The organism is Corynebacterium bovis DSM 20582 = CIP 54.80 (genome assembly GCF_030408615.1).
In the GTDB taxonomy this organism is placed as follows: domain Bacteria; phylum Actinomycetota; class Actinomycetes; order Mycobacteriales; family Mycobacteriaceae; genus Corynebacterium; species Corynebacterium bovis.
Map to the genome: position 1 here is coordinate 1,114,242 of NZ_CP047187.1, position 25,709 is coordinate 1,139,950.

The following is a 25,709-nucleotide window of genomic DNA, read 5'->3' on the forward strand; positions in this document are numbered from 1 at the left end:
CGGGTCGTCGACAAGTATTCGGGGAATGACAGACCAGGTCCCCGCTGAAGCACCGTCGCGCGTCGTCCCCCGGATCCTCGGGGTCGTCGTCTGCTGCTACGCGCTGTTCGGCCTCGTCCTCAGCGTCGCCGGCGGTGCGCGCCGACCCCTCGGCGTGCTGCCGCGGCTCGCCGACGCGATCTTCCTGCCCCTGCCGGCGGCGTCGGTGGCGTGGGCGGTCGCCCTGTTCCTGCTCGGCGGCGCGCTGCTCGCCGGGAAACGGGCCGGGTGGATCATCGCGACCGTCGGCATGGTCGTGCTCAACCTCGTCAACGTCCTCACGTGGCTGCTCTGGGACCATCTCGACCTCAGTCCGCGGCTGCACCACATCCTCGTCGTCGCGACGGTCGTCCAGGGGCTCATGCTCGTCGTGCTCCTCGCCGCCCGGCGGAGCTTCCCGGCGAAGACCCGCCCGGGGGCGGTCCGCCGGGCGATCCTCACGTGGGCCGTCGGGTCGTTCGTCGTGTTCCTCCTCGGCTCCGCCCTCGTCACCGTCGCCCCGGGCACGCTCACCGGCGCGGAACGGTTCGGGTGGGTGCTCAACCACGCGGTGACGATGTCCCTCGTCGAGCCGGGGCAGTTCGTGGGCCGGGCGCCGCGGTGGGAGACGTTCCTCATCTCCGCGGCCTCGGCGTTCGTCATCGTCTACGCGGTGTGGACGATGCTGCGGTCGAAGCAGCAGGAGGCGTCGCTCAGCGCGACGGACGACACGGTCGTCCGGGCCATGATCGCCCGCTTCAACCGGGACGACTCGCTGGCCTACTTCGCCACGCGGCGCGACAAGTCGGTCATCTACTCCCCGGACGGCCGGGCCGCCGTCACGTACCGCGTCGTCGCGGGGGTGAGCCTCGCCTCGGCCGACCCGATCGGCGACCCGGCGGCGTGGGGTGCCGCGGTGGCGGCGTGGATCGGCCGGTCCCGCGAGTACGGATGGACCCCCGCGGTCATGGGGGCGTCCGAGGCCGGGGCCAGGGTGTACACCGCCCACGGCCTGAGCGCGATGCGCCTCGGCGACGAGGCGGTCCTCCACCCGGAGAGCTTCCACCTCGGCGCGCCGGAGTTCCGCGCGGTCCGGCAGGCGGTGTCGCGGGCCCGCCGGGCGGGGGTCACGATCCGGGTGCGCCGGCACGAGGAGCTCACGCCCGCGGAGCTGCGGGCCGTCCAGCGGCGGGCGGACATGTGGCGGGACACGACGGACGAGCGCGGGTTCTCCATGGCGCTGTCCCGGCTCGGTGACCCGTCGGACGGGGAGTGCGTCCTCGTCGAGGCCCTCATCGAGGGCGAGGTCGTCGCCGAGCTGTCGTTCGTCCCGTGGGGGCGCGACGGGCTGTCCCTCGACCTCATGCGCCGCAGCCCCGGCTCGCCGAACGGCACGATCGAGGCGATGGTCGCGGAGCTGTGCACGAACACCTCCCTCGGGGTCCGGCGGATCTCCCTGAACTTCAGCGTCTTCCGGCAGATCTTCGCCACCGAGTCGGTCATCGGCACGGGTCCGGCGACGGTCCTGCTGCGGCGGATCCTCGTGTTCTTCTCCCGGTGGTGGCAGATGGAGGCCCTGTACCGGTCGAACGAGAAGTACTCGCCCGAGTGGGTGCCCCGGTTCATGTGCTTCGGCGAGCGGGTGTCCCTGCTCCGCACCGCCTTCGCGGCGGGCATCGCCGAGGGCTTCGTGCCCGCGATCATCCCCGCCGACACGGTCGGCACGTCGTCGGTCGAGGACCACAGCCCGGGGGCGGAGGCCGCCCTCGCCCGGGTTCCCGCGTGGCAGGAGGAGGCGACGACGGGCGTCGCGCGGCGTCGGCCGGTCAGCGAACAGGTCGGCGTCCGGATCGCCGCGGCGGAGTCCCTCCGCGGGCAGGGGGTCGACCCGTGGCCGGTCGCCGTGCGGCCGGACACCCCGTGCGCGCGGGTGGCGGACCTGCCGGAGGGCACGCGGGTGCGGGTGTCCGGGCGGGTCGTGGGGCGCCGCCGGTTCGGTGGGGTCAGCTTCCTCGTGCTGCGGGACTTCGACGGCGAGTGCCAGGCGCTCATCGAGCAGCGGCACCTCCCGGACGCGGCCGACCGGGTCCGGGCCGTCGACCTCGCCGACCTCGTGCAGGTCACGGGCACGGTCGGCCGGTCACGGTCCGGTCACCCGTCGGTCATCGTCGACGGCCTGCGCCTCGAGGCGAAGGCGCTGCACCCGCTGCCGGACAAGCGTCACGGGTTGACGGATCCGGAGCTGCGGCTGCGCCACCGGCACCTCGACATGGTCGTCAACCCGCAGCCCGGCCGGGCGTTGCGGACACGGTCCGAGGTGCTGCACGCGGTCCGGTCCGTGCTCCACGACCGCGGGTACCTCGAGGTGGAGACGCCGATCCTCCAGCAGGTCCACGGCGGGGCGAACGCGCGGCCGTTCCGGACGCACATCAACGCCCACGACCTCGACCTCTACCTGCGCATCGCCCCGGAGCTGTTCCTCAAGCGGCTCATGTGCGGCGGGGCGGAGCGGATCTTCGAACTCGGGCGGGACTTCCGCAACGAGGGGGTGGACTCGCGTCACAACCCGGAGTTCACGGTCCTCGAGGCCTATGAGGCGCACGGGGACTACCGGTCGATGATGGAGCTCACCCGGGAGCTCATCCAGGCGGCGGCGACGGCCGTGCACGGGCGGCCGGTCGTCACCGGCCCGGACGGCGACCTCGTCGACATCTCGGGGGAGTGGCCCGTGCGGACGGTCCACGGGGCGGTGTCGGAGGCGCTCACCGCCGCTCTCGGGCGGGCGGTGGAGGTGTCCGTCGAGACCCCCGAGGACGATCTCCGGGCGTACTGCGACGCCGTGGGGACGGCCCACCGACCGGGGTGGGACGCGGGGAAGCTCACCGAGGAGCTGTACAGCGACCTCGTCGAGGCGGTGACGACGACGCCGACGTTCTACGTCGACTTCCCGGAGAGTGTCTCGCCGCTGACCCGGCCGCACCGGTCGACCCCGGGGCTCACCGAGCGGTGGGACCTCGTGGCCTACGGCATGGAGCTCGGCACGGCGTACTCCGAGCTCACCGACCCGCTCGAGCAGCGGCGGCGGCTCGAGGCCCAGTCGCTGCTCGCGGCGGGCGGTGACCCGGAGGCGATGGAGGTCGACGAGGACTTCCTGCGCGCCCTCGAGTTCGGCATGCCGCCGACCGGAGGGTTGGGCATCGGCATCGACCGGGTCATCATGCTCATCGGCGGCGGGTCGATCCGCGACGTCCTCGCGTTCCCGCTGGTCAAGGGGGTGTGACCGGGCCGGGCGGGGGCTGGCGGAGTGCGGCCGGGCTCAGCCGATCCCGCCACGTTGGGCGACGAACGGCAGGCTCTGGGCGACCGCGGTGCGCCACGTCTCGAAGTCGTGGCCGCCGGGCACCTCGGTGTAGCTGACGTCCATGCCCGCGCCGACGGCGAGTCCGTCGAGGAGCCGCAGGTCGTTGACGGCGTCGTGGTCGTCGGCACCGGCGACGAACCTCCCGGCGACGGAGCGGAACCGTTCCGGCCGGCTCCGGAGCAGGTCCTCCGGGTTCTGCCGCCGGAACGCGTCCTCGCTGCCGTCGAAGAAGTCCCGCACGGTCGACTCGTGGTCCACCCCGTTGTTGGGCGTCCGTTCGCCGGAGAAGTCGAGGAACGACCCGTAGGCGTCGGGTGCGTTGAGGATCGTCTGCAGTGAGCACGTCCCGCCGTAGGACAGCCCGCCGATGGTCCACCTCGACCGGTCGGGGGTGACGCCGAACCGGTCGACGAGCCACCCCGGCACGTCCCGGGTGAGGTACGTGCGGACCTTCGCCCGGGGCGAGTCGGTGCACAGCGGGTCGGTCCACTCGCCGCCGCTGCCGTCGACGGTGATGATGACCGGCGCGAGCCCGTGGTGCGACAGCTGCCAGGCGTCGGCCGCCTGCGTCGCCGCGCCCTGGCTGAACCACTGGTCGGGGGAGCCGGGGATGCCGGGCATGAGGACGAGGACGGGCAGCTGCGGGCGGGGGTCGGAGTACCAGGCCGGGGGCAGGTACACGCTCGCCGGCCGGGCCTGGAAGCCGGAGGCGGTGTTCGCCGGGTCCAGTGTCGTCACCGTCCCGTACCGGGGCAGCCCGCGGCGCGGGTGCCAGTCGGCGACGGGGACGGTCCGGCCGGCGGGCGGGAGGTCCCCGGCGGCGACCTCGGTGTACGTCGTCGCCGGGTCGAGCGACTCCGTGTCCGGGTAGAAGACGAACGCCTGGTTGACGAGCAGCAGGGCCGTGACGAGGGACACACACATGGGGACCAGCGCCCACGCCCGCCGCCACCCGGACAGCACCGCCGCACCGCCGAGCAGCACGCCGACGAGGGTGAGGAACGCGGCGACGACGACGGACGGCGAGATCTGCGACGCCGGCACGTGGAAGCCCCAGAGGAACACGGCGAGGCCCGTCGCGGTGAGGGCGGCGGACACGGCGACGGTCCCGACCGCGGTGCGGATGCGCCGCGGCCGCGGCTGGGCGAGGACGAGGATCACGACGGCGGCGAGGGCGACGGCCCACAGCACCCGTGTCACGGTGTGCCCTGCGAGGGGGACGTCGGGAAACGCGATGGTCATGGACGGACATCGTAGTCCCGGGAGCCGGTGGGCGGCGACGGCCGGGATCTGATTCACTGGTGGCATGGACTTCACACCCTTAACCTGGATCATCATCGCGGCGGTCGTCATCGTGGTGATCGTGGCCCTGCTCATTCTCCTCGGGCTGCGGCGCCGGAAGAGCAGGGAGATCTCCTTCACGAAGAAGGAGGAGATCGAACAGCAGAAGCCGAGCTCCGGTCATTACGAGGCCAAGGGGGGCTTCTCCTTCACCTCCGGCGGGGGCATGCCGGGGGGTGCGCCTGACGCGCGGGTGAAGGAGCCGGTGACGCGGCCGGGGGCGGGTCCGGTCCCGGGTGCCGACGCCGCCCCGGCGTCGTCCGCGGACACGGGCACGCCGGCCGGTGCGGCGGGGGGCCGGACGGAGCAGCCGTCGACGCAGGCCCCGGCCGCGGGCGGCGCGGGAGCCGCCGGGAAGGCCGGGTCGGCCGGGAAGCCTGAGCAGACCACGAAGGCTGAGCCGGCGGAGAAGGCCGGGAAGCCTGAGCCGGCCACGAAGACTGAACCGGCGGAGAAGACCGGCAAGGCTGAGCCGGCGGAGAAGACTGAACCGGCGGAGAAGGCCGGCAAGGCTGAGCCGGCCAAGAAGACTGAACAGACCACGAAGACTGAACCGGCGGAGAAGGCCGGCAAGGCTGAGCCGGCCGGGAAGGCTGAGACGGCCGAGCCGAGCGAGAAGGCTGAGAAGCCCCAGAAGGCCGAGCCGACCCCGAAGGCCGAGGCGACCCAGAAGGCTGAGCCGGCCGAGAAGGCTGAGCAGCCCGAGCAGCCCGGGACCACGGGCACGGCCCCTGCCGCACCGGCCGCACCGTCGGCTCCCGCAGCGCCCGCGGCCCCCGCCGAGCTGGCAGCCCCGGCCGAGCCCGAGCCCGCCCCCGCCGTCGACCGGACCGAGGACATCGCCCCCGTCGACGGCCGGCTCGGCCGGCTGCGCGGCCGCATGGCCAAGTCGCAGAACGTCATCGGCAAGGGCGTGCTCGGCATCCTCGGCGCGGGTGACCTCGACGAGGACGCCTGGGAGGAGATCGAGGACACGCTCATCATGGCGGACCTCGGCACGAAGACCACCCTCGCCGTCGTCGAGGACCTGCGCGAGCGCATCGCGGCGACGAGCATCTCCACCGAGGAGGAGGCCCGCGCGCTGCTGCGCCAGGCGCTCATCACGGCCTGCCGGCCGGAGCTCGACCGGTCGATCAAGGCGATGCCCTACGACGGCAAGCCGGCCGTCATCATGGTCGTCGGCGTCAACGGCACTGGGAAGACGACGACAACCGGCAAGCTCTCCCGCGTGCTCGTGGGCATGGGCCACTCGGTCGTCCTCGGCGCGGCCGACACCTTCCGCGCCGCCGCCGCGGACCAGCTCGAGACGTGGGGGCGTCGCGTCGGTGCGGAGACCGTGCGCGGCAATGAGGGGGCGGACCCGGCGTCCGTCGCGTTCGACGCGGTCGCCCGCGGTGTCGACGACGGCGTCGACGTCGTGGTCGTCGACACCGCCGGGCGCCTCCACACCGCGGTCGGTCTCATGGACCAGCTCGGCAAGGTCAAGCGCGTCGTCGAGAAGAAGGCGAAGGTCGACGAGGTGCTGCTCGTCCTCGACGCGACCGTCGGGCAGAACGGCCTCATCCAGGCCCGGACCTTCCGGGACGTCGTCGACATCTCCGGCGTGGTGCTGACGAAGCTCGACGGCACCGCGAAGGGCGGCATCGTCTTCCAGGTGCAGGAGGAGCTCGGGGTGCCGGTGAAGCTCGTCGGCCTCGGTGAGGGCGCCGACGATCTCGCGCCGTTCGAGGTGGAGAGCTTCGTCGACGCGCTCCTCGGGTGACCCGAGGTGGGGTGACCGGGCCGGACGGCGGGGGGCCGTTCCGGGGACCGGTGCCGGAGGGGGACCGGTCCCGCCGGGGAGGGGCGGCGTCGTCCCGTGCCCCGTAACATCCCGGAAACCTTGTGTCCCGTAACCGTCACAGACGGGACACCGACGGGTAACAGCGGTCGCCTGGAATGAGGGCACACGGGACGGGACTGCCCGACCCTCCGCCCCATCCGAAGGAGACCCACATGACCCCGGATCAGATCGCCGCGTCCGCCGGAGACTCGGCCTGGATGCTGGTCAGCGCCGCGTTGGTGCTGCTCATGACCCCCGCCCTGTCACTGTTCTACGGCGGGATGTCGCGGCAGAAGTCCGCGCTGAACATGATGATGATGATGTCGTTCGGGACGATGGGCGTCGTCGGGGTCGTCTACGTCCTGTGGGGGTGGTCGATGTCCTACGGGGACCACTCGTTCGCCGGGATCGTCGCCGACCCGCTGCAGTTCCTCGGGCTCGACGGCGCCCTCACCACCCCCGACGGGCTCATGATCGCCGGGCAGCACGGCTACCCGCAGGTCATCGACGTCGCCTTCCAGCTGACGTTCGCCGTCATCACCGTCGCGATCATCTCCGGGTCGCTGGCCAACCGGGTGAAGTTCTTCACGTGGCTCGTGTTCGCCGCCGTGTGGGCCACGCTGTCCTACTTCCCGCTCGCGCACATGGTGTGGGGCGGGGGCCTGCTGAGCCCGGCGGCGGACGGCCTGGCCGCGCGGATGTTCGGCACGGTCGGGGAGGGGGCGGACGCCGTCGCCCGGATCGCGCCCATCGACTTCGCCGGCGGGACGGTCGTGCACATCAACGCCGGTGTCGCCGGCCTGGTGCTGGCGCTCATCATCGGCCGGTCCCACACCTTCATGAAGGAGGAGGCCCGGCCGCACAGTCTCCCGCTCGTCATGCTCGGCGCGGCGCTGCTGTGGTTCGGCTGGTTCGGTTTCAACGCCGGGTCCGCGTTCGGCGCGAACGGGATGGCGGGGCTGGCGTGGATCAACACGACGGCCGCGACGTGCGCCGCGATGCTCGGCTGGATCACGGTGGAGAAGCTGCGGGACGGGTACGTGACGTCCCTCGGCGCGGCGTCCGGTGTCGTCGCCGGGCTCGTCACGGTGACCCCGGCGGCCGGGGACGTCACGCCGGTCACGGCCCTGCTGCTCGGGGTGGTCGGCGGTGGTCTCGCGGCGGTCGGCGTGGGCCTGAAGTACCGGTTCAGGTTCGACGACTCCCTCGACGTCGTCGGCGTGCACCTGGTCGCGGGCGTGTGGGGCACGGTCGGCGTCGCGCTCGTCGCGACCGGGTGCGGTGTCTTCACCGGTGGCGGGGTCGACGGGCTGCGCCTGCTCGCGGTGCAGGTCGTCGAGGCCGGCGCGGCGGCGGTGTTCTGCGCGGTCGTCACGGTCGTCGTGGGCCTGGTGCTCCGGTCGACGCTGGGGTGGCGCATCTCCCCGGACGACGAGCAGGCGGGCATCGACCTCGCCGTCCACGCCGAGTCGGCGTACCACGTCGAGGAGGGGCCGGCCGGGAGTGCCGCGTCCGGTGGTCAGGGGGAGGGGACGACGGCCTGACCCGCCCGACGGGTAAGGTGTGGGGGTCAGTCACCCGCCCACGACGAAGGGGTTGCTACACCAGTGTTCGAGTCGTTGTCAGACCGCCTCTCCGGTGCGCTGAAGGGCCTCCGGGGCAAGGGGCGTCTCACCGAGGCCGACATCGCCGCGACGGCGCGTGAGATCCGTATCGCCCTCCTCGAGGCGGACGTCTCCCTCCCCGTCGTCCGGGCCTTCATCGGCCGGGTGAAGGAGCGGGCGAACGGCGTCGTCGTGTCCGAGGCCCTCAACCCCGCCCAGCAGGTCATCAAGATCGTCGACGAGGAGCTCCAGGGCATCCTCGGCGGGGAGACGCGGCGGCTGCGGCTGGCGAAGCGGCCGCCGACGGTCATCATGCTCGCCGGCCTGCAGGGTGCCGGTAAGACCACGCTGGCCGGCAAGCTCGCCCACCACCTCGAGAAGCAGGGGCACACCCCGCTGCTCGTGGCCTGTGACCTCCAGCGTCCGGGCGCGGTGCAGCAGCTGCAGATCGTCGGCGAGCGGGCGGGCGTGCCCACGTTCGCGCCGGACCCCGGGACGAGCCTGGACAGCTACGGCCACGAGATGGGCACGAGCCACGGTGACCCGGTGTCCGTCGCGGAGGCCGGTGTCGAGGAGGCCAAGCGGACGCAGCGCGACGTCGTCATCGTCGACACCGCCGGTCGCCTCGGCATCGACGAGGAACTGATGACGCAGGCCCGGAACATCCGCGACGCGGTGAACCCGGACGAGGTGCTCTTCGTCATCGACGCGATGATCGGCCAGGACGCCGTCGTCACCGCCGAGGCCTTCCGGGACGGCGTCGACTTCACCGGTGTGGTGCTCACGAAGCTCGACGGCGACGCCCGCGGTGGTGCCGCCCTGTCGATCCGCGAGGTCACCGGCAAGCCGATCATGTTCGCCTCGACCGGCGAGAAGCTCACCGACTTCGACGTCTTCCACCCGGACCGCATGTCCGGGCGCATCCTCGGCATGGGCGACGTGCTCAGTCTCATCGAGCAGGCCGAGCAGGTCATGGACCAGAAGAAGGCCGAGGACTCCGCGGCGCGGATGGCCTCCGGTGAGCTCACGCTCGAGGACTTCCTCGACCAGATGCTCATGATCCGGCGGATGGGGCCGCTGGGCAACATCCTCAAGATGCTGCCCGGTGGGTCCCAGATGTCGCAGATGGCCGACATGGTCGACGAGAAGCAGCTCGACCGGATCCAGGCGATCATCCGGGGCATGACCCCGGCGGAGCGCGCCGACCCGAAGATCCTCAACGCCTCCCGCCGCAAGCGCATCGCGAACGGTTCCGGCGTGACCGTCGCGGACGTCAACCAGCTCGTCAACCGCTTCTTCGAGGCGAAGAAGATGATGGGCAAGATGGCCGGCCAGATGGGCATGGGCGGGATGAACCGCAGCGCGACGAAGAAGAAGCCCAAGGGCCGCAAGGGCAAGAACGGCAAGCGGAAGCCCCCGAAGAAGGGGCCGCAGCAGCAGATGCCCCAGGGGATGCCCGGCATGCCGGGGCTGCCCGGGATGCCCGGTGGGGGCGGCGGGATGCCGTCCATGAAGGACCTGCGCGCCATGCAGAAGCAGATGGGGTCCGGGGCGATGCCGCCGGGGATGGAGAACATCGACCTCGACAACCTGGACTTCGGTCAGGGTGGCGGGAAGCCCGGGCGCTGACCGGGGGAGTGGCCGGGGAACGCTGTTCGGACGGAATGCGCCGCATTTTGTCCGGCCGGGTCGATCGACTAAGATTTCCCAGGTTCGCTGCGTCAACACCGTCGCCGTCCACGGTCGGCCGGTGGTCACGCGCAGGGTAAATCCAAGGGCTGAACCGGCCCGCCGGAACCGTCCGGCGGGTGTCTGCACTGCCCGGTGACCAGAGAATAGGAGCCGTCATGGCTGTCAAGATCAAGCTTCAGCGTCTCGGTAAGATCCGGACCCCGCACTACCGCGTCGTCATCGCCGACGCCCGCACCCGCCGCTCCGGCAAGGTGATCGAGAACATCGGCATCTACGAGCCGAAGAACGACCCGTCGGTGATCCGCATCAACTCCGAGCGGGCGCAGCACTGGCTCTCCGTCGGCGCCCAGCCGACCGAGCCGGTCCTCGCGCTGCTCAAGGTCACCGGTGACTGGCAGAAGTTCAAGGGCCTGCCGGGTGCCGAGGGCACGCTGAAGCCGCAGCCGGAGAAGCGCTCCAAGCTGGACATCTTCAACGAGGCGCTCGCCGAGGCGGCCGACGCCCCGACCGCCGAGGCCATCACGGAGAAGAAGCGCAAGGCGAAGGAGGAGGCGGAGGCCAAGGCCGCCGCCGAGGCCGAGGCCGCCGCGAAGAAGGAGGCCGAGGAGGCTGAGGCTGCGAAGGCCGCCGAGTCCGCCGAGGCCGAGGCCGGCTCCGCCGAGGAGTCCGCGTCGGAGGAGACCTCCGCCGAGTAGGTGACCCCGGGTCACCGGATCCGCCCCGATGAGGGGCAACAGCACAAGGGCGGCCGCACTCGCAAGGGTGCGGCCGCCCTTGTGCGATATTTCACACTTGTCGTTCCGAACCAGGTGAACTCATATACTGGGACCGAATGTCCCAACGGGCGGGCATGCCAGACAGAACGGAAGGGAGTGCCGTGGACGTCGACAAGACAGTCAAGGGCTACTACGACCAGATTCTCACCCGGAACGCCGGCGAGCCGGAGTTCCACCAGGCCGTCGCAGAGGTCCTCGACAGCCTGAAGTACGTGCTCCGCAAGGACGAGCACTACGCGGATGACGGACTGATCCAGCGCCTCACCGAGCCCGAGCGGCAGATCATCTTCCGCGTGCCGTGGATCGACGACAACGGCCAGGTCCAGGTCAACCGCGGTTTCCGCGTGCAGTTCAACTCCGTCCTCGGGCCGTACAAGGGCGGGCTGCGGTTCCACCCGTCGGTGAACCTCGGCATCATCAAGTTCCTCGGCTTCGAGCAGATCTTCAAGAACTCCCTCACCGGCCTGCCGATCGGCGGCGGCAAGGGTGGGTCGGACTTCGACCCGAAGGGCCGGTCCGACCGGGAGGTCATGCGCTTCTGCCAGTCGTTCATGACGGAGCTCCACCGCCACATCGGCGACAAGATCGACGTCCCCGCCGGGGACATCGGCGTCGGCGGCCGGGAGATCGGCTACCTCTTCGGCCAGTACCGGCGCATGACCGGTCGCCACGAGTCCGGCACGCTGACGGGCAAGGGCCTCAACTGGGGCGGCTCGCTCGTGCGGACCGAGGCCACGGGCTACGGCACCGTGTACTTCACGCAGGAGATGATGGCGGCGCACAACGAGCGGATGCACGGGGCCCGCATCATCGTCTCGGGGTCCGGCAACGTGGCGATCTACGCCATCCAGAAGGCCCAGGAGCTCGGCGCGACCGTCGTCGCCTTCTCCGACTCCTCCGGGTTCGTCTCGACCCCGGACGGGGTGGACGTCGAACTGCTCAAGGACGTCAAGGAGCGCCGGCGTGAGCGGGTGTCCGTCTACGCCACCGAGGCGACGGGCGCGACGTTCCACGAGAAGGGCAACATCTGGGACATCGACGCCGACGTCGCGCTCCCGTGCGCGACCCAGAACGAGCTCGACGGCGAGTCCGCGAAGATGCTCGCCGACCACGGCGTCCGCTACGTCGCCGAGGGTGCGAACATGCCCTGCACCCCCGAGGCCATCGAGGTCTTCCGGAAGCGGAAGATCGCCTTCGCCCCGGGCAAGGCGGCGAACGCCGGCGGTGTCGCGACGTCCGCGCTCGAGATGCAGCAGAACGCGTCGCGTGACTCGTGGAGCTTCGACTACACGGACAAGCGGCTGCGGGACATCATGCGGAACATCTTCCGCTCCTGCGACGAGACCGCGAAGGAGTTCTCCGTCGAGGGCGACTACGTCGCCGGCGCGAACATCGCGGGCTTCCGCAAGGTCGCCGACGCGATGCTCGCCCAGGGCGTCATCTGACGCACCCCGTGTGACGCACCGCGTCTGACGCGCCCCGGGCCGCGGCGGGGAGCGGCCGCGGGGTAATGTCTCCCGGGTGAGTGCCAAGGACACGAGAGACACCGCAGCCACCCCCGCCACCGCCCCGGCGGGAGGGGACCGGGGACCCGGGGGTCCGCGGACGCCGGGCGTCGGCCCCGGACCGGCCGGTCCGGACGCCGTGCAGATCGGCCGGGTCATCAAGCCCCACGGGGTGCGGGGGGAGCTCGTCGTCGACGCGACGACGGACGACCCGGAGGGGCGCTTCGCCGTCGGGGAGATCCTCACGGGTGTGCAGGCGGGGCGGACGTCGACCCTCACGGTCACGGCCGTCCGGCCGCACCAGGGCCGCCTCCTCGTCACCGTCGCGGAGGTCGCCGACCGCACGGCCGCCGACACGCTCCGCGGGATGCGGTTCATGGCCCCGCCGCGCGAGACCGCCGACGACGGGTTCTACGACCACGAGCTCGAGGGCCTGCGGGTCCTCGACTGCGGCCAGGTCGACGCGGACACCGCCGCCGCCCGGGCCTACGAGGGGCAGCTGCCGGAACCCGTCGACATCGGGGAGGTCACGGGGGTCGTGCACGGTCCCGCGGGGACGCTGCTCGAGGTCACCGTCGACGACGACGCCGACCTCCCCACCGCCGGGACGACGGTGCTCGTGCCGTTCCGTCACGCGGTCGTGCCCATCGTCGACGTGGACAACGGCGCGGTCGTCATCACCCCGCCCGCTGGGTTGCTGGAGCTGATCTGAGGTGCGGATCGACGTCGTCACGATCTTCCCCGGCTACCTCGACCCGCTCCGCCACGCGCTGCTCGGCAAGGCGATCGAGCGCGGCATCATGACGGTCGCGGTCCACGACCTCCGCTCGTGGAGTCACGACGTCCACCGCACGGTCGACGACTCCCCGTTCGGGGGCGGGCCGGGGATGGTGATGGTGCCGACGGTCTGGGGGCCGGCGCTCGACGACGTCGCCGCGCTCACGGGCCCGGCGGCCGAGAGCGCCCCGTTGGAGACCGCGCTCGCACACAAGCTCGCACACGAGGGGGCCGGGTCGGTCACCGACGGTGACGGCACCACCGGGTCCGGCGGCGACGGGTCCGGAGGCGAGGGGGGCACCGGCGAGGGGGACGGGTCCGGTACCACCGGGTCCGGGTCCGGGTCCGGGTCCGGGTCCGGGTCCGGGACCGGGGACGACGGAACCACCGGCCGTGACGACCGCCCCCTGCTCATCGTCCCGACCCCCGCGGGGGCGCCGTTCACCCAGGAGACGGCGGCCCGCTGGTCCACCGAGGACCGCCTCGTCTTCGCCTGCGGGCGGTACGAGGGCATCGACCAGCGCGTCGTCGACGACGCCGCGGAGCGCTACCGGGTCGAGGAGGTCTCGATCGGCGACTACGTGCTCATCGGCGGCGAGGTCGCCGTGCTCGTCATGGCCGAGGCCGTCGTCCGGCTCATCCCCGGGGTCCTCGGCAACCGGGCGAGCCACGAGGAGGACTCCTTCCAGGACGGCCTGCTCGAGGGCCCGTGCTACACGCGGCCCCGGTTGTGGCGGGGACGCGAGGTGCCGGACGTCCTGCTGTCCGGCGACCACGCGAAGGTCGACCGGTGGCGGCGGGACGAGTCCCTCCGCCGGACGGTGGCGCGTCGACCCGAACTCCTCGACGCCGTCGAGCTCGACCGCCGGGACCGGGAGGTACTCGGCGCGGAGGGCTGGGGGACGCCGGACGAGGCGTAACCCGCGCGGCCCGACCTCCCCGGCCGGCCCTGGTCGGTCCCGGTCTCGTGCCGGTCCGCTCCCCGCGCGCACGGCCCGCCCGCCGCGCCGCCCCGTTCCCGCACGGCCCGCCCGCCGCGCCGTCCCGTTCCTGCACCGCCCGGTTCCCGCACGCCGGCCGGCACCTCCGCTGCGGAGACCGTGAACCCCCGTATAGAGTGGTACAGCTGCACTAGTGCGTGAGGGGTACGGCACCGCATCCGCCGTCGGCCGCCGCGCACCGGGTGCGCACTCCCGGACACGGACGTCCGGCCGGGGGCGGTGGCGGCCACGACTGCCGCACACCGCCGCCCGGGACGAGACCCAGCGACGGAAGGGGATGCTCAGACGTGCGGCTCACACGACGACCAGGGGGGACCGGACCCGCCGGCGACCCGGCGGCACACCACGGCCCGGACGATCCCGACGGACCGGACGACAGACGGGGCGGCGGCACGCCCGCGGGGGCGTCGCCGGCCACGCGCCCGCCCGGCGACGACCCCCACCCGCGGTCGGGGACGCCGGACGGCGGAGGGGAGCGTCGTCCCCGGGCGATCCTCGGCACCTACGCCGCCGGGCGGCCGACCTCCCCCCACCCCACGACCCCCGCCCCGAACTGGCCGGTCATCACCGTGACCCTCGCCGTCACCCTCGGCCTGGCGCTGTGGGCGACCCTCGCCCCCGACAGCGCCGGCGCCGGCCTCGCCGCCGTGACGGGGTGGATCACCGGCAGCCTGGGGTGGTTCTACATCCTCACCGTGGCGCTCGTGCTGCTGTTCATGATCTGGGTCGCGTGCTCCCGATCGGGGCGCGTCCGACTCGGCCCGGACCACTCCCGGCCGCAGTTCAGCCTCTTCTCCTGGTCGGCGATGCTCTTCGCCGCGGGGATCGGCATCGCCATCCTCTTCTACTCCGTCGCCGAACCGGTGACCCAGTTCATGCACCCGCCGGTCGGGCCCGGACAGGACGCCGACGCCGCCCGCGACGCCGTCGTGTTCACCCTGTTCCACTACGGCATGTCGGGCTGGGCGCTCTATGCGCTGCTCGGCCTCGCGTTCGGCTACTTCGCCTACCGGCGGAACATGCCCCTGGCCATCCGCAGCGCGCTGTACCCGGTGCTCGGGCGCCGCATCCACGGCCCCGTCGGGGACGCCGTGGACGTCGCCGCGATGCTGGGCACGGTCTTCGGCGTCGCCGCCTCCCTCGGCATCGGCGTGGTCCAGCTGAACTACGGGCTGTCCGAGCTGCTCGGGATCGGCGAGGGCGTGACGTGGCAGATCGCGCTCGTCGTCCTCGCCGTCGCCGTGGCGACGGTCTCCGCGGTGTCCGGCGTGGACAAGGGCATCAAGCGGCTCAGTGAGATCAACGTCTACCTGGCGCTGCTGCTCCTCGCGTTCGTCCTCGTCACCGGGCGGACCGGGTTCCTCCTCGACTCCCTCGTGACGAACATCGGCGACTACCTCGTGTCCCTGCCGCGGTGGACCGTCGAGACGTACTCCTACGCCGGGTCCTTCGACGGCCTCGGGTCGTCCGACCCGGCGGCGACGCGGGAGTGGATGAGCCAGTGGACGCTGTTCTTCTGGGCGTGGTGGGTGGCGTGGGCCCCGTTCGTGGGCCTGTTCCTCGCCCGGATCTCCCGCGGGCGGACGTTGCGCCAGTTCATCGTCGGCACGCTCGTCGTGCCCTTCTTCTTCGTCGCGGTGTGGGCGGCCGTGTTCGGCAACACCGCCCTCGACCGGGTGGTGCGCGGCGACAGCGACTTCACGGCGACGACCGTCGCCCACCCGGAGCGCGGCTTCTACATGCTGCTCGAGGGGATGCCCTGGCCGACCGTGACGATCGTCCTCGCGACGGCCATCGGTCTGCTGTTCTTCGTCACGTCGGCGGACTCCGGGGCGCTCGTCATGGCGAACTTCTCCTCGCAGGTCACCGACCCCCGCCAGGACGGCGCGGTGTGGATGCGGGTGCTGTGGTCCGTCGTCGTGGCCGTGCTCACGGTCACCATGCTCCAGGTCGGGGGGATCCCGACGCTCCAGTCCGCGACCATCGTCATGGGCCTGCCCTTCGCCGTGGTCATCTACCTCATCATGTACGGGCTGTGGTCGTCGCTCCGGCGCGAGGCCGTGCGCGAGGACTCGCGGGCGCTCGCCGCGCACGCGGTGATCTCCGGCCGGACGGGGACGGCCCCCGGGGCGGGGGAGGCGTGGCGGGACCGGCTCCGCCGCGCGGACACGTGGCCGGACGCCGACGACGTCGCGCGGTACGTCCGTGACGTCGCCGGGCCGGCGCTGCGCAGCGTCGCCGCGGCGCTGGAGGAGCGGGGTCACGCGGTGACGTTGACGTCGACCCCGGTCGAGGGCACGCCGGTGCCGCAGCTCGACCTCTTCATCCCCTTCGGCGACGGGGTGGAGTTCCGCTACGGGCTCTACCCGGTCGAGCACGATCTCCCCGCGTTCCTGCACCGCACCGGGCGGTACACCCGCCTCGAGGTGACGGGCGTCAACGGGTCGTTGGGGTACGACGTCGCCGGGTACAGCCGGGAGCAGCTCATCGGCAACGTGCTCGACCTCTACGACCGGCACCGGGAGTTCCTCCACCTCGACCGGGACGCGCCCGGGGGTGCCGTCGGGGTGGCCGACGGCGGCGAGGTGCCGGACTGGTCGGCCGACTTCGCGCCCGACGGGGACTGAGGGGGCCCAGGTCCGTCGGGGGCGGGGGCCGGGCCGCCGGGGGGGGGCGGGGAGCTCACACCGGCCGGGCCCGGGGGAGGCCCGCACCGGCCGGGCCGGGGACTCACGCCGGCCGGGCCCGGGGGAGGCCCGCACCGGCCGGGGTCAGGCCCGTGGTGTCAGACCGCGCCCGGGATCGCGTGCCGGTGGTCGCGCGGCGACTCGCCCTCGGCGTAGAGCGGCATGTCCGCCTTCGCCCGGTAGAAGGGGATGTTCAGCGGCGGCAGCGGGGTGCGGCCGCTGATGAGGTCCGCCGCCTTCTCCGCGAGCATGATGACCGGGGCGTAGATGTTGCCGTTGGTCACGTTCGGCATCGCCGACGCGTCGACCACGTACAGCCCCTCGGTGCCGTGGACCTGCATCGTCTCGGGGTCGACGACCGCCATCTCGTCGTCGGCCGCCCCCATCCGGCACGTGCACGACGGGTGGAGGGCGGTCTCGCCGTCGTTGCGGACCCACTCGAGGATCTCCTCGTCCGTCTGCACCGACGGGCCGGGGGAGATCTCGCCGTCCGTGTACTCCTTCATCGCGTCGGTGTCGAGGAGCCGCCGGGACACCTTGATCGCCTCGACCCACTCCCGCCGGTCCTGCTCGGTCGTGAGGTAGTTGAAGAGGATCGACGGCTTGGCGTGCGGATCCCTGCTGGTGATCCGCACGTGCCCGCGGGCGTCGGAGTACATCGGGCCGACGTGGAACTGGAAGCCGTGGTCGCCCTCCGGCTGGGTGCCGTCGTACCGGATCGCCATCGGGAGGAAGTGGAACATGAGGTTCGGGTAGTCCTCGTTCTCGTTCGACCGGGCGAACCCGCCGGCCTCGAAGTGGCTGGAGGCCACCGGGCCCTTCTTGAACAGCAGCCACTGCAGGCCGAGGAACGGGCGCTTCCAGAACTTCAGCGCCGGCTGCATGGACACCGGCTGCGTGCAGTTGTACTGGACGTAGACCTCGAGGTGGTCCTGGAGGTTCTCGCCGACCCCGGGGAGGTGGCGGACGACGTCGATCCCGTTGCTCTCCAGCAGCTCCCGGTCACCGACACCGGAGAGCTGGAGCAGCTGCGGGGTGTTGAACGCCCCGCCGCAGAGGATGACGCGGTCGGCGTGGACGGTGTGCGTGCCGCCCTTCCACTCGTACTCGACGCCGGTGGCCCGGGTGCCGTCGAAGAGGACCCGCGTCGTGAAGGCGCGGGTGCGGACCTCGAGGTTGTCCCGGTCCATGACGGGGTGGAGGTACGCGCGGGCCGCCGACCAGCGCTTGCCCTTGCGGATGTTGCGGTCGAAGGGCGCGAAGCCCTCCTGCCGGTAGCCGTTGACGTCGTTGGTCAGCTCGTAGCCGGCCTCCTTCACCGAACGGAAGAACGCCTGGAACAGCGGGGACGTCGCCGGGCCCCGGGACAGGTACAGCGGGCCGTCGTGGCCGCGGCGGGGGTCGTCGGCGTCGGCGCCGAGGCAGGTCTCCATGCGGTTGAAGTAGGGCAGGCAGTGGGCGTAGTCCCACGTGGACATGCCCGGCAGCGCGCCCCACTTCTCGTAGTCCATGGGGTTGCCGCGCTGGAAGATCATGCCGTTGATGGAGCTCGACCCGCCGAGGACCTTGCCGCGGGCGTGGTAGACGCGGCGGCCGTTCATCTCCGGCTCGGGGTCGGACTCGTAGGCCCAGTCGTAGTGCTTGTTGCCGATCGGGAAGGAGAAGGCGGCGGGCATGTGGATGAACAGGTCCCACAGGGAGTCCGGGCGGCCGGCCTCGAGGACGAGGACGTCGGTGTCCCCGTCCGCGCTGAGACGGTTCGCGAGGACGGACCCGGCGGAGCCTCCACCGACGATGACGACGTCCCTCTTCTCACCGGTGGTGTCCGGGGTCCTGCGTGTCGTCGTGGGGAGGATCTTCTTCAGGTTGATCATGCGTGTCCTTTCGCTCTCGGGTCTCGTCGTCCTGCGGTACGTGTGGGTCTCTGCGCTGTGCTCCGTGTGCCGCCCGTCGTCGCTGCACACTCGTCGCCGCCGGCCCCCTCACGGCCGCGCGGGGTCGGGCGGCTCCCGGGTCTATTAGTACCAGGGGGCACGACGGCGCCCGGTGGGCGGCGGGTCCCGGCCCCGGGGCGCGAGCGGGGGTACGGGGGTGGCGGCCGGGTGGGGGTGGAAGGGTGACGGTGGTTGTGTATCGTCGTTCAGTGGCTCCGCGAACGGACACCCCCGGTCAGCGGCGTCGCCGGTGCACGAGGCCGGCGTGACGGTCCGGGGGTGGCCGGGCCGGGACAGGCCGGTCCGCGGGGACCACCCGACCGGCGGGGAGGCCCGGGGGCGGGTGGCGCGCGGACGCCGGACGGACACGACGAGTGTGAGACGCGGGACGAGAGAGGCGGGCGCGTCGGCGGGACCGGGTGCGGTCCCGGGCGACGACCCGCCGCGAGGAGAGACCGACGCGGGCGACCCCGGTGGCCCGCCGTCGGCGACGGCAGCGAAAGGGATGATGTGAGTCCGAACGGGAACGCGCACGACGACGCAGCTGAACGACAGGAACGACAGGGGGGCACGACGGACCCGACGGTCCCCCACGCGATCGTCGGCAGTTACGTGGCCGGGTCGATGCGGGGCCGGGGCACGGTCGACGCCCCGGCGACGAACTGGCCGGTGTTCATCATCTCCGGTCTCGGCGTCCTCGCCGTCGCCGCCTACGCCTTCTTCGGCCGGGCCTCCGCCGAACGGACGCTCGGGGACATCACCGGGTGGATCTCGACGAACCTCGGCTGGTTCTACATCTTCACCGCGACCGTGGCGGTCGTGTTCATGATCGGTGTCGCCGTCGCGAAGACCGGCCGGGTACGCCTCGGCCCGGACCACGCCCGCCCGCAGTTCGGGCTGTTCTCCTGGTCCGCGATGCTCTTCGCCGCCGGGATCGGCGTGGACCTGCTGTTCTTCTCCGTCGCCGAGCCGGTGACCCAGTACTTCGGGCCGCCGGTCGGGGACGGCGAGACGCGGGAGGCCGCGGAGAACGCGGTCGTCTTCGCCCTGTTCCACTACGGCGTGACGGGGTGGGCGCTCTACGCGCTCATGGGCATGGCCTTCGGCTACTTCGCCTACCGGCTCAATATGCCCCTGGCGATCCGCAGCGCGCTGTACCCGCTCATCGGCCGCCGGATCCACGGCCCGGTGGGCGACGCGGTCGACATCGCCGCGATGCTCGGCACGGTCTTCGGTATCGCCGCGTCGCTCGGCATCGGTGTCGTCCAGCTCAACTACGGGCTGAAGATCCTCCTCGGCGTGCCGGAGGGGGCGACCGCCCAGACCGCCCTCATCGTCGTCGCCGTCGGGGTGGCGACGGTCTCCGCGGTGTCGGGCGTGGACAAGGGCATCAAGCGGCTCAGCGAGATCAACGTGCTCCTCGCCGTCGCGCTCATGGTCTACGTCGTCGTCACCGGCCGGACCGCCTTCCTGTTCGACGGGCTCGTCATGAACATCGGGGACTACGTGTCGTCGTTCCCCGGCATGACCCTCGACACCTACGCCTTCAGCGACGACCCCGAGCACACCAAGGCGTGGCTCGGCGCGTGGACCCTGTTCTTCTGGGCCTGGTGGGTGGCGTGGGCGCCGTTCGTCGGCCTCTTCCTCGCCCGCATCTCCCGGGGCCGGACGCTGCGGCAGTTCGTCGTCGGCACCCTGACGATCCCCTTCGTCTTCGTCCTGCTGTGGATGAGCTTCTTCGGCAACTCGGCGATCGAACGGGTCCGGGGCGGGGACGCCGCCTTCGGGGCGGCCGCCGTCGACGAACCCCAGCGCGGCTTCTACGACCTGCTCTCGCAGTACCCGGGGGCGGGGTTCCTCATCGGCCTCGCGACGCTCATCGGGCTGCTGCTCTACATCACCTCGGCGGACTCCGGGGCGCTCGTCATGTCGAACTTCACCTCCCGCATCACGGACAACCGGCAGGACGGCCCCGTGTGGTCGCGGATCTTCTGGGCGGTGCTCGTCGGCGTGCTCACGATCACGATGCTCCAGGTCGACGGCATCACCACCGTGCAGTCGGCGACGATCGTCATGGGCCTGCCGTTCACCGTGGTGATCTACCTCATCATGTACAGCCTGTTCACGTCCCTCCGGCTCGAGGCGTACCAGACCGACGCCCGCGCGGTGGCCCTCCACGGGGCGATGTCGGGGCGGACCGACGAGAACTGGGAGGACCGCCTGGACCGGGCCGTCGCCCTGCCGTCCGACGCGGACATCCGGCGGTACCTCGCGGAGACGGCGCGTCCGGCGCTGGAGGAGGTCGCGCACGCCCTCGAACGCCGCGGCCAGACCGTGCAGCTGCTCACCTCCGCCGTCCCGGACGGGGCGACGGACCAGCTCGACCTCGAGGTGACGATGGCGGGGGAGCGGGACTTCCGCTACCAGCTCTACCCGGTCGAGCACCGGATCCCGGGCTTCACCGGCGCCGGCACGGCCGCGGCCGCCGGTGGGGCGGCGGGGACCGGGACCGCGACCGCGACCGGGGACGGCGACCCGGCGTCGGACGGGCCGTCGGTGCGCGCCGGGGACCGGAGCTACTACCGTCTCGAGGTGTACGACCTCACCGGGTCGTTGGGGTACGACGTCTACGGCTACTCCCGGCGGCAGCTCATCAACAACGTCCTCGACCTCTACGAGCGGCACCTCGAGTTCCTGCACATGCAGCGCGACCTCCCGGGCAGCTCGGACCTGTCCGACGGGGCGGAACCGGTGCGCACGTGGGAGACCTGGGACGAGGACTGACCCGACGGGCCCCGGCCACCCGGACCCGCACCCGACCGGCACGCAGGACCCCGGACCCGCGACCGGCGCACCCCGACCGACACACCCGACCGACCTGACCCATCTCACCCATCCGACCCTCAGACCCTGAAGGAGACCTCATGGCGGAGACCCCGCTGTTCGACCCGACCACCTGCGACCTGCTCTCCGGCGTCCACGCCGGTGACGGCCCGGCCTCGCTCTACATCGACGGCCGGTGGGAGGCCGCGGCGGCCGGCGGGACCCGCACGATCACGTGCCCCGCCGACGGCACCACCGTCGGCACCGTCTCCGAGGCGGACGACGCCGACACCCTGCGGGCCGTCGCCGCCGCGCGCCGCGCCTTCGACGACGGCGCGTGGGCGGCGACCCCCGCCACCGAGCGCGGGTCGCTGCTGCTCCGCGTCGCCGCCACGATCCGCGACCGCCGCGAGCTCTTCGCCGCCGCGGAGGCGGCCGACACGGGCAAGCGCCTCGTCGAGGCCCGGATCGACATGGACGACATCGCCGCCAGCTTCGAGTACTTCGGCACCCTCGCGGGCCACGCGGCCGGCCGGGTCGTCGACGCCGGCGACCCGGGCGTGCGGGCGCGCGTCGACACCGAGCCGGTCGGCGTGTGCGGCCTCATCACCCCGTGGAACTACCCGCTGCTCCAGGTCGCGTGGAAGGTCGCGCCGTGTCTCGCCGCGGGCAACACCTTCGTCCTCAAGCAGGCGGAGCTCACGCCCCACACCGCGATGCTGCTCATGGCGGTCCTCGAGGAGGCCGGCCTGCCGGCGGGCGTCGGCAACCTCGTCACCGGGGCGGGCGCGGCGTGCGGCAACCCGCTGTCCCAGAGCCCGGACGTGGACATGGTGTCCTTCACCGGCGGGCTCGCGACCGGCAAGGTCATCGCCCGGAACGCCGCGGAGACGGTCAAGCGCGTCGCCCTCGAACTCGGCGGGAAGAACCCGAACGTCATCTTCGCCGACGCCGACCTCGACGCCGCCGTGGACAACGCGCTCAACGGCGCGTTCGTGCACTCGGGCCAGGTGTGCTCCGCCGGGTCCCGGATCATCGTCGAGGAGTCGATCCACGACGAGTTCGTCCGCCGGCTCACCGACCGGGCCGCGCAGATCCGCATCGGCGGCCCCCGGGACGAGGAGGCGGAGACCGGCCCGCTCATTTCCGAGCAGCACCGGGACAAGGTCGCCGCGTACGTCGACCGCGCCCGGGAGCAGGGGGCGACGGTCCGCTGCGGCGGCCGGGCGGCGACGGCGGAGGACAACGACGGCCCGCACGGCACGGGGGCCACCGACCTCTCCGCCGGCGTCTACTACCTGCCCACCGTCATCGACGACTGCACGCAGGACATGGACTGCGTCCACGACGAGGCCTTCGGCCCGACCGTCACCGTCGAGACCTTCACCGACGAGGCCGGGGCCGTCGCCCTCGCCAACGACACGAACTACGGCCTCGCCGGGGCGGTGTGGACCTCGGACGACGGCACCGCCGAGCGGGTCGCCCGCGCGCTCCGGCACGGCACCGTGTGGATCAACGACTTCCACCCCTACCTCCCGCAGGCGGAGTGGGGCGGCATGAAGCAGTCCGGTAACGGCCGGGAGCTCGGCCCGACCGGTCTGGCGGAGTACCAGGAGCACAAGCACGTGTACCGGAACATCGCCCCGGCGGTCACCGGGTGGTTCGCGGTGCGCTGACCCCGGGCCGCTACGATGAGCGGAATGATCACCGCGACACTCGCCAGTGAACTGGGGGTCGGGGAGGGGCAGGTCGCCGCGACCGTGCGCCTTCTCGACGACGGCAACACGGTCCCGTTCATCGCCCGCTACCGCAAGGAGGCGACGGGGGGTCTCGACGACGCCCAGCTGCGCACCCTCGAGACCCGGTTGACGTACCTCCGGGAGCTCGAGGAGCGGCGGGAGACCGTCCTCCGGTCCGTCGAGGAGCAGGGCAAACTCACCGACGACCTGCGCGCGCTCATCGAGGGGTGCACGACGAAGGCCCGCCTGGAGGACCTCTACCTCCCGTTCCGGTCGACGCGGCGGACGAAGGCGACGATCGCCCGCGAGGCCGGCCTCGAACCGCTGGCCGACCTCCTCACCGCGGACTGCACCACGGACCCGCGCGAGCTCGCCGAGGGCTACGTCACCGACGGGTTCGCCGACGCGACGGCGGTCCTCGCCGGGGCCCGGGCAATCGTCATCGACCGGGTCGCCACGGACGCCGACCTCGTCGGGGCCGTGCGTGAGCGGATGTACACGACGGGCTCCCTCGCGAGCACCGTCATCGAGGGCCGGGAGCAGGAGGGGGCGAAGTACCGCGACTACTTCTCCTTCGCCGAGCCCTTCACGGACCTGCCCGGGCACCGGGTCCTCGCCCTGTTCCGGGGTGAGAAGGAGGGGGTGTTGAGCCTCACCCTCGACCCCGGGGACGACGAGGTCTACCAGGGCATGGTCGCCGAGGCGGCGGGTCTCGGCCCCCGGGACGACGCCGCGGACCGCTTCCGCGCCGAGTGTGTGCGCTTCGCCTGGCGGACGAAGCTCGCCGTGTCCTCCGGGGTGGACGTGAGGATGCGGTTGCGCGAGCGCGCGGAGGCGGAGGCCGTCGAGGTCTTCGCCCGCAACCTCCGGGACCTGCTCCTGTCCGCCCCGGCGGGCCAGCGCACGACCCTCGGCCTCGACCCCGGGTACCGCAACGGTGTGAAGGTCGCCGTCGTCGACCCCACGGGCAAGGTCCTCGACACGGCTGTCGTCCACCCCCACCAGCCGCAGAACCGCCGGTCGGAGGCCGTGACGGTCCTGTCCGGGCTGTGCCGGCGGCACGGCGTGGAGCTCATGGCGGTCGGCAACGGCACGGCGAGCCGGGAGACCGACGAGCTCGCGCGGGAGATCGCGGCGGACGTCGGTGGCGTCACCCCGGTCATCGTCTCGGAGGCGGGGGCGTCGGTCTACTCGGCGAGCGAGGCGGCGAGCGAGGAGTTCCCGGACATGGACGTCGCCCTGCGTGGCGCGGTGTCGATCGCGCGGCGGCTGCAGGACCCGCTGGCGGAGCTCGTGAAGATCGACCCGAAGTCCATCGGCGTGGGCCAGTACCAGCACGACGTCAACCAGGCGATGCTCGCGGCGAGCCTCGACCGGGTCGTCGAGGACGCGGTGAACTCCGTCGGCGTCGACCTCAACACCGCGAGCGCGGCCCTGCTGCGCCGGGTGGCGGGGATCTCCGCGACGCTCGCGGAGAACATCGTCCGGCACCGGGAGGACCACGGGGCGTTCCCGACGCGGCGGGCGCTCATGGACGTCCCGCGGCTCGGCCCGAAGGCGTTCGAGCAGGCCGCCGGGTTCCTGCGGATCCGGGGCGGGGAGGACCCGCTCGACGCCTCCGCCGTGCACCCCGAGGCGTACCCGCTCGTCCGGCGGATCGCCGCGGCCGGTGGGGTGGACGTCGCCGCGCTCGTCGGCGACACGCGGACGGTGTCCCGGGTGCGGGCGGCGGACTTCGTCGACGAGCGGTACGGGCTGCCGACGGTCACCGACGTGCTCGCCGAGCTGGACAAGCCGGGCCGGGACCCGCGACCGGAGTTCCGCACGGCCGCATTGCGGGCGGGGGTGGAGAAGATCGGGGACCTCACCCCGGGGATGGTGCTCGAGGGGACGGTGACGAACGTCGCCGCCTTCGGGGCGTTCGTCGACGTCGGGGTGCACCAGGACGGCCTCGTCCACGTCTCGGCGATGGCCCGGAGGTTCGTCCGCGACCCGCACGAGGTGGTGCGGTCCGGCGAGATCGTCACGGTCAAGGTGCTGGACGTCGACGTCGAACGGTCCCGGATCAGTCTGTCCCTGAGACTTGACGACGAGCCGACGCCCGGCGGTGGTTCCGGTGGTGCCGGTGGATCCGGTCGGTCCGGTGGCGGTGGCGGTGGTGCCGGGGCGGGGGCCGGCGGCGGCCGGTCCGGGTCCGGTGGGTCGGGCGCATCCGGCGGCCGGCGTGGTCGGGGAGGGGCGGCCGACGGCCGGGACGGGGGCACTCCCCGCCGTGGGGGCCGGTCCGGTGGCCGGTCCGGTGATGCGGGCGGGGCGAAGGGCGCCCCGGCGGCCGGACGGCAGGGCGGGGGAGACGGGGCGCTGGCCGAGGCGCTGCGTCGCGCGGGCTTCGGGCGGTGACGGGGCCGGCGACCGGCCGGTGCGGTGACCGGCCGTCGCCGTGACCGCGGCGCGGGCCGACCGGCGGACTTGTCCGCTGACCGGCACGGATGACATACTGTTCCGGTTGACGTCCGGCCCAGGCCGGTCGCCGCACAATTCCATGTTTCGGGCATGAACCCGTGGCCGTCGGCCGCCCCCGTGGCGGCGGCGACGCACGAGGGTCCTCTGTCCAGACGATCAGCAAGGA

14 protein-coding genes are annotated in these 25,709 nt (G+C 72.4%); 12 read left to right on the forward strand and 2 right to left on the reverse strand.

Translation table 11 applies throughout. The annotated features are described in order from the left end of the window. Window positions 1–25: 25 nt before the first annotated feature. Complete coding sequence (gene lysX, locus CBOVI_RS04400; RefSeq protein WP_010266579.1) at window positions 26–3,298, forward strand: bifunctional lysylphosphatidylglycerol synthetase/lysine--tRNA ligase LysX; 3,273 nt, start codon at window positions 26–28, stop codon at window positions 3,296–3,298. 36 nt (window positions 3,299–3,334) lie between these two features. Here lysX and CBOVI_RS04405 read toward each other — a convergent pair whose 3' ends face one another. Continuing rightward, window positions 3,335–4,621: an alpha/beta hydrolase gene (locus tag CBOVI_RS04405; RefSeq protein WP_010266576.1), complete on the reverse strand. Its 1,287-nt coding sequence runs from the start codon at window positions 4,619–4,621 to the stop codon at window positions 3,335–3,337. A 64-nt stretch (window positions 4,622–4,685) separates the two neighbouring features. On the opposite strand from CBOVI_RS04405, the gene ftsY reads away from it, so the two are divergent. The 8 genes from ftsY to betT (CBOVI_RS04445) all read left to right on the forward strand — a co-directional run bounded on the left by ftsY (window position 4,686) and on the right by betT (CBOVI_RS04445) (window position 16,524). Continuing rightward, the gene (ftsY, locus tag CBOVI_RS04410; RefSeq protein ID WP_183273709.1) at window positions 4,686–6,482 is read left to right on the forward strand and encodes a signal recognition particle-docking protein FtsY; all 1,797 of its coding nucleotides are present in this window, start codon (window positions 4,686–4,688) and stop codon (window positions 6,480–6,482) included. A 233-nt stretch (window positions 6,483–6,715) separates the two neighbouring features. Then, window positions 6,716–8,086, forward strand: a complete 1,371-nt coding sequence (locus CBOVI_RS04415) for an ammonium transporter (protein ID WP_010267577.1) — start codon at window positions 6,716–6,718, stop codon at window positions 8,084–8,086. A 63-nt stretch (window positions 8,087–8,149) separates the two neighbouring features. Continuing rightward, entirely contained in the window at window positions 8,150–9,775 is a 1,626-nt protein-coding gene (gene ffh, locus CBOVI_RS04420) for a signal recognition particle protein (protein ID WP_010267579.1), read from the forward strand. Between the two features lie 218 nt (window positions 9,776–9,993). Next, window positions 9,994–10,533 (forward strand): 30S ribosomal protein S16, encoded by a 540-nt coding sequence (gene rpsP / locus CBOVI_RS04425; protein ID WP_010267582.1) that lies wholly within the window; start codon window positions 9,994–9,996, stop codon window positions 10,531–10,533. Window positions 10,534–10,715: 182 nt separating this feature from the next. Then, on the forward strand, window positions 10,716–12,059 hold the full coding sequence (gdhA, locus tag CBOVI_RS04430; protein WP_010267586.1) for an NADP-specific glutamate dehydrogenase: 1,344 nt from the start codon (window positions 10,716–10,718) through the stop codon (window positions 12,057–12,059). Window positions 12,060–12,258: 199 nt separating this feature from the next. Beyond that, window positions 12,259–12,831, forward strand: coding sequence for a ribosome maturation factor RimM (locus CBOVI_RS04435; protein ID WP_029157821.1), 573 nt, complete (start codon window positions 12,259–12,261; stop codon window positions 12,829–12,831). 1 nt (window position 12,832) lies between these two features. Continuing rightward, window positions 12,833–13,816, forward strand: a complete 984-nt coding sequence (trmD, locus tag CBOVI_RS04440) for a tRNA (guanine(37)-N(1))-methyltransferase (protein WP_010267591.1) — start codon at window positions 12,833–12,835, stop codon at window positions 13,814–13,816. A gap of 572 nt (window positions 13,817–14,388) precedes the next feature. Continuing rightward, window positions 14,389–16,524 (forward strand): choline BCCT transporter BetT, encoded by a 2,136-nt coding sequence (gene betT, locus CBOVI_RS04445; RefSeq protein ID WP_125187187.1) that lies wholly within the window; start codon window positions 14,389–14,391, stop codon window positions 16,522–16,524. Between the two features lie 158 nt (window positions 16,525–16,682). Here the strand turns inward: betT (CBOVI_RS04445) and betA are convergent, their stop codons facing one another. After that, the gene (gene betA / locus CBOVI_RS04450) at window positions 16,683–18,455 is read right to left on the reverse strand and encodes a choline dehydrogenase (protein WP_029158078.1); all 1,773 of its coding nucleotides are present in this window, start codon (window positions 18,453–18,455) and stop codon (window positions 16,683–16,685) included. A 687-nt stretch (window positions 18,456–19,142) separates the two neighbouring features. Here betA and betT (CBOVI_RS04455) point away from each other — a divergent pair. From betT (CBOVI_RS04455) to CBOVI_RS04465, 3 genes are all read left to right on the forward strand, one after another. Beyond that, window positions 19,143–21,302 (forward strand): choline BCCT transporter BetT, encoded by a 2,160-nt coding sequence (gene betT, locus CBOVI_RS04455; protein WP_125187186.1) that lies wholly within the window; start codon window positions 19,143–19,145, stop codon window positions 21,300–21,302. Window positions 21,303–21,442: 140 nt separating this feature from the next. Continuing rightward, window positions 21,443–23,017, forward strand: a complete 1,575-nt coding sequence (locus tag CBOVI_RS04460) for an aldehyde dehydrogenase family protein (protein ID WP_125174151.1) — start codon at window positions 21,443–21,445, stop codon at window positions 23,015–23,017. A 24-nt stretch (window positions 23,018–23,041) separates the two neighbouring features. Further along, window positions 23,042–25,480 carry a Tex family protein gene (locus tag CBOVI_RS04465; protein ID WP_183273708.1) on the forward strand — a complete coding sequence of 813 codons (2,439 nt, stop codon included), beginning with the start codon at window positions 23,042–23,044 and terminating at the stop codon, window positions 25,478–25,480. Window positions 25,481–25,709: the final 229 nt, after the last annotated feature.

Excerpts from the sequence above, each read along its gene's own strand:
- lysX (WP_010266579.1), top strand. The coding sequence starts at position 26 with ATGACAGACCAGGTCCCCGCTGAAGCACCGTCGCGCGTCGTCCCCCGG.
- CBOVI_RS04405 (WP_010266576.1), bottom strand. The coding sequence starts at position 4,621 with ATGACCATCGCGTTTCCCGACGTCCCCCTCGCAGGGCACACCGTGACA.
- ftsY (WP_183273709.1), top strand. The coding sequence starts at position 4,686 with ATGGACTTCACACCCTTAACCTGGATCATCATCGCGGCGGTCGTCATC.
- CBOVI_RS04415 (WP_010267577.1), top strand. The coding sequence starts at position 6,716 with ATGACCCCGGATCAGATCGCCGCGTCCGCCGGAGACTCGGCCTGGATG.
- rpsP (WP_010267582.1), top strand. The coding sequence starts at position 9,994 with ATGGCTGTCAAGATCAAGCTTCAGCGTCTCGGTAAGATCCGGACCCCG.
- betT (WP_125187186.1), top strand. The coding sequence starts at position 19,143 with ATGCGGGGCCGGGGCACGGTCGACGCCCCGGCGACGAACTGGCCGGTG.
- CBOVI_RS04460 (WP_125174151.1), top strand. The coding sequence starts at position 21,443 with ATGGCGGAGACCCCGCTGTTCGACCCGACCACCTGCGACCTGCTCTCC.
- CBOVI_RS04465 (WP_183273708.1), top strand. The coding sequence starts at position 23,042 with ATGATCACCGCGACACTCGCCAGTGAACTGGGGGTCGGGGAGGGGCAG.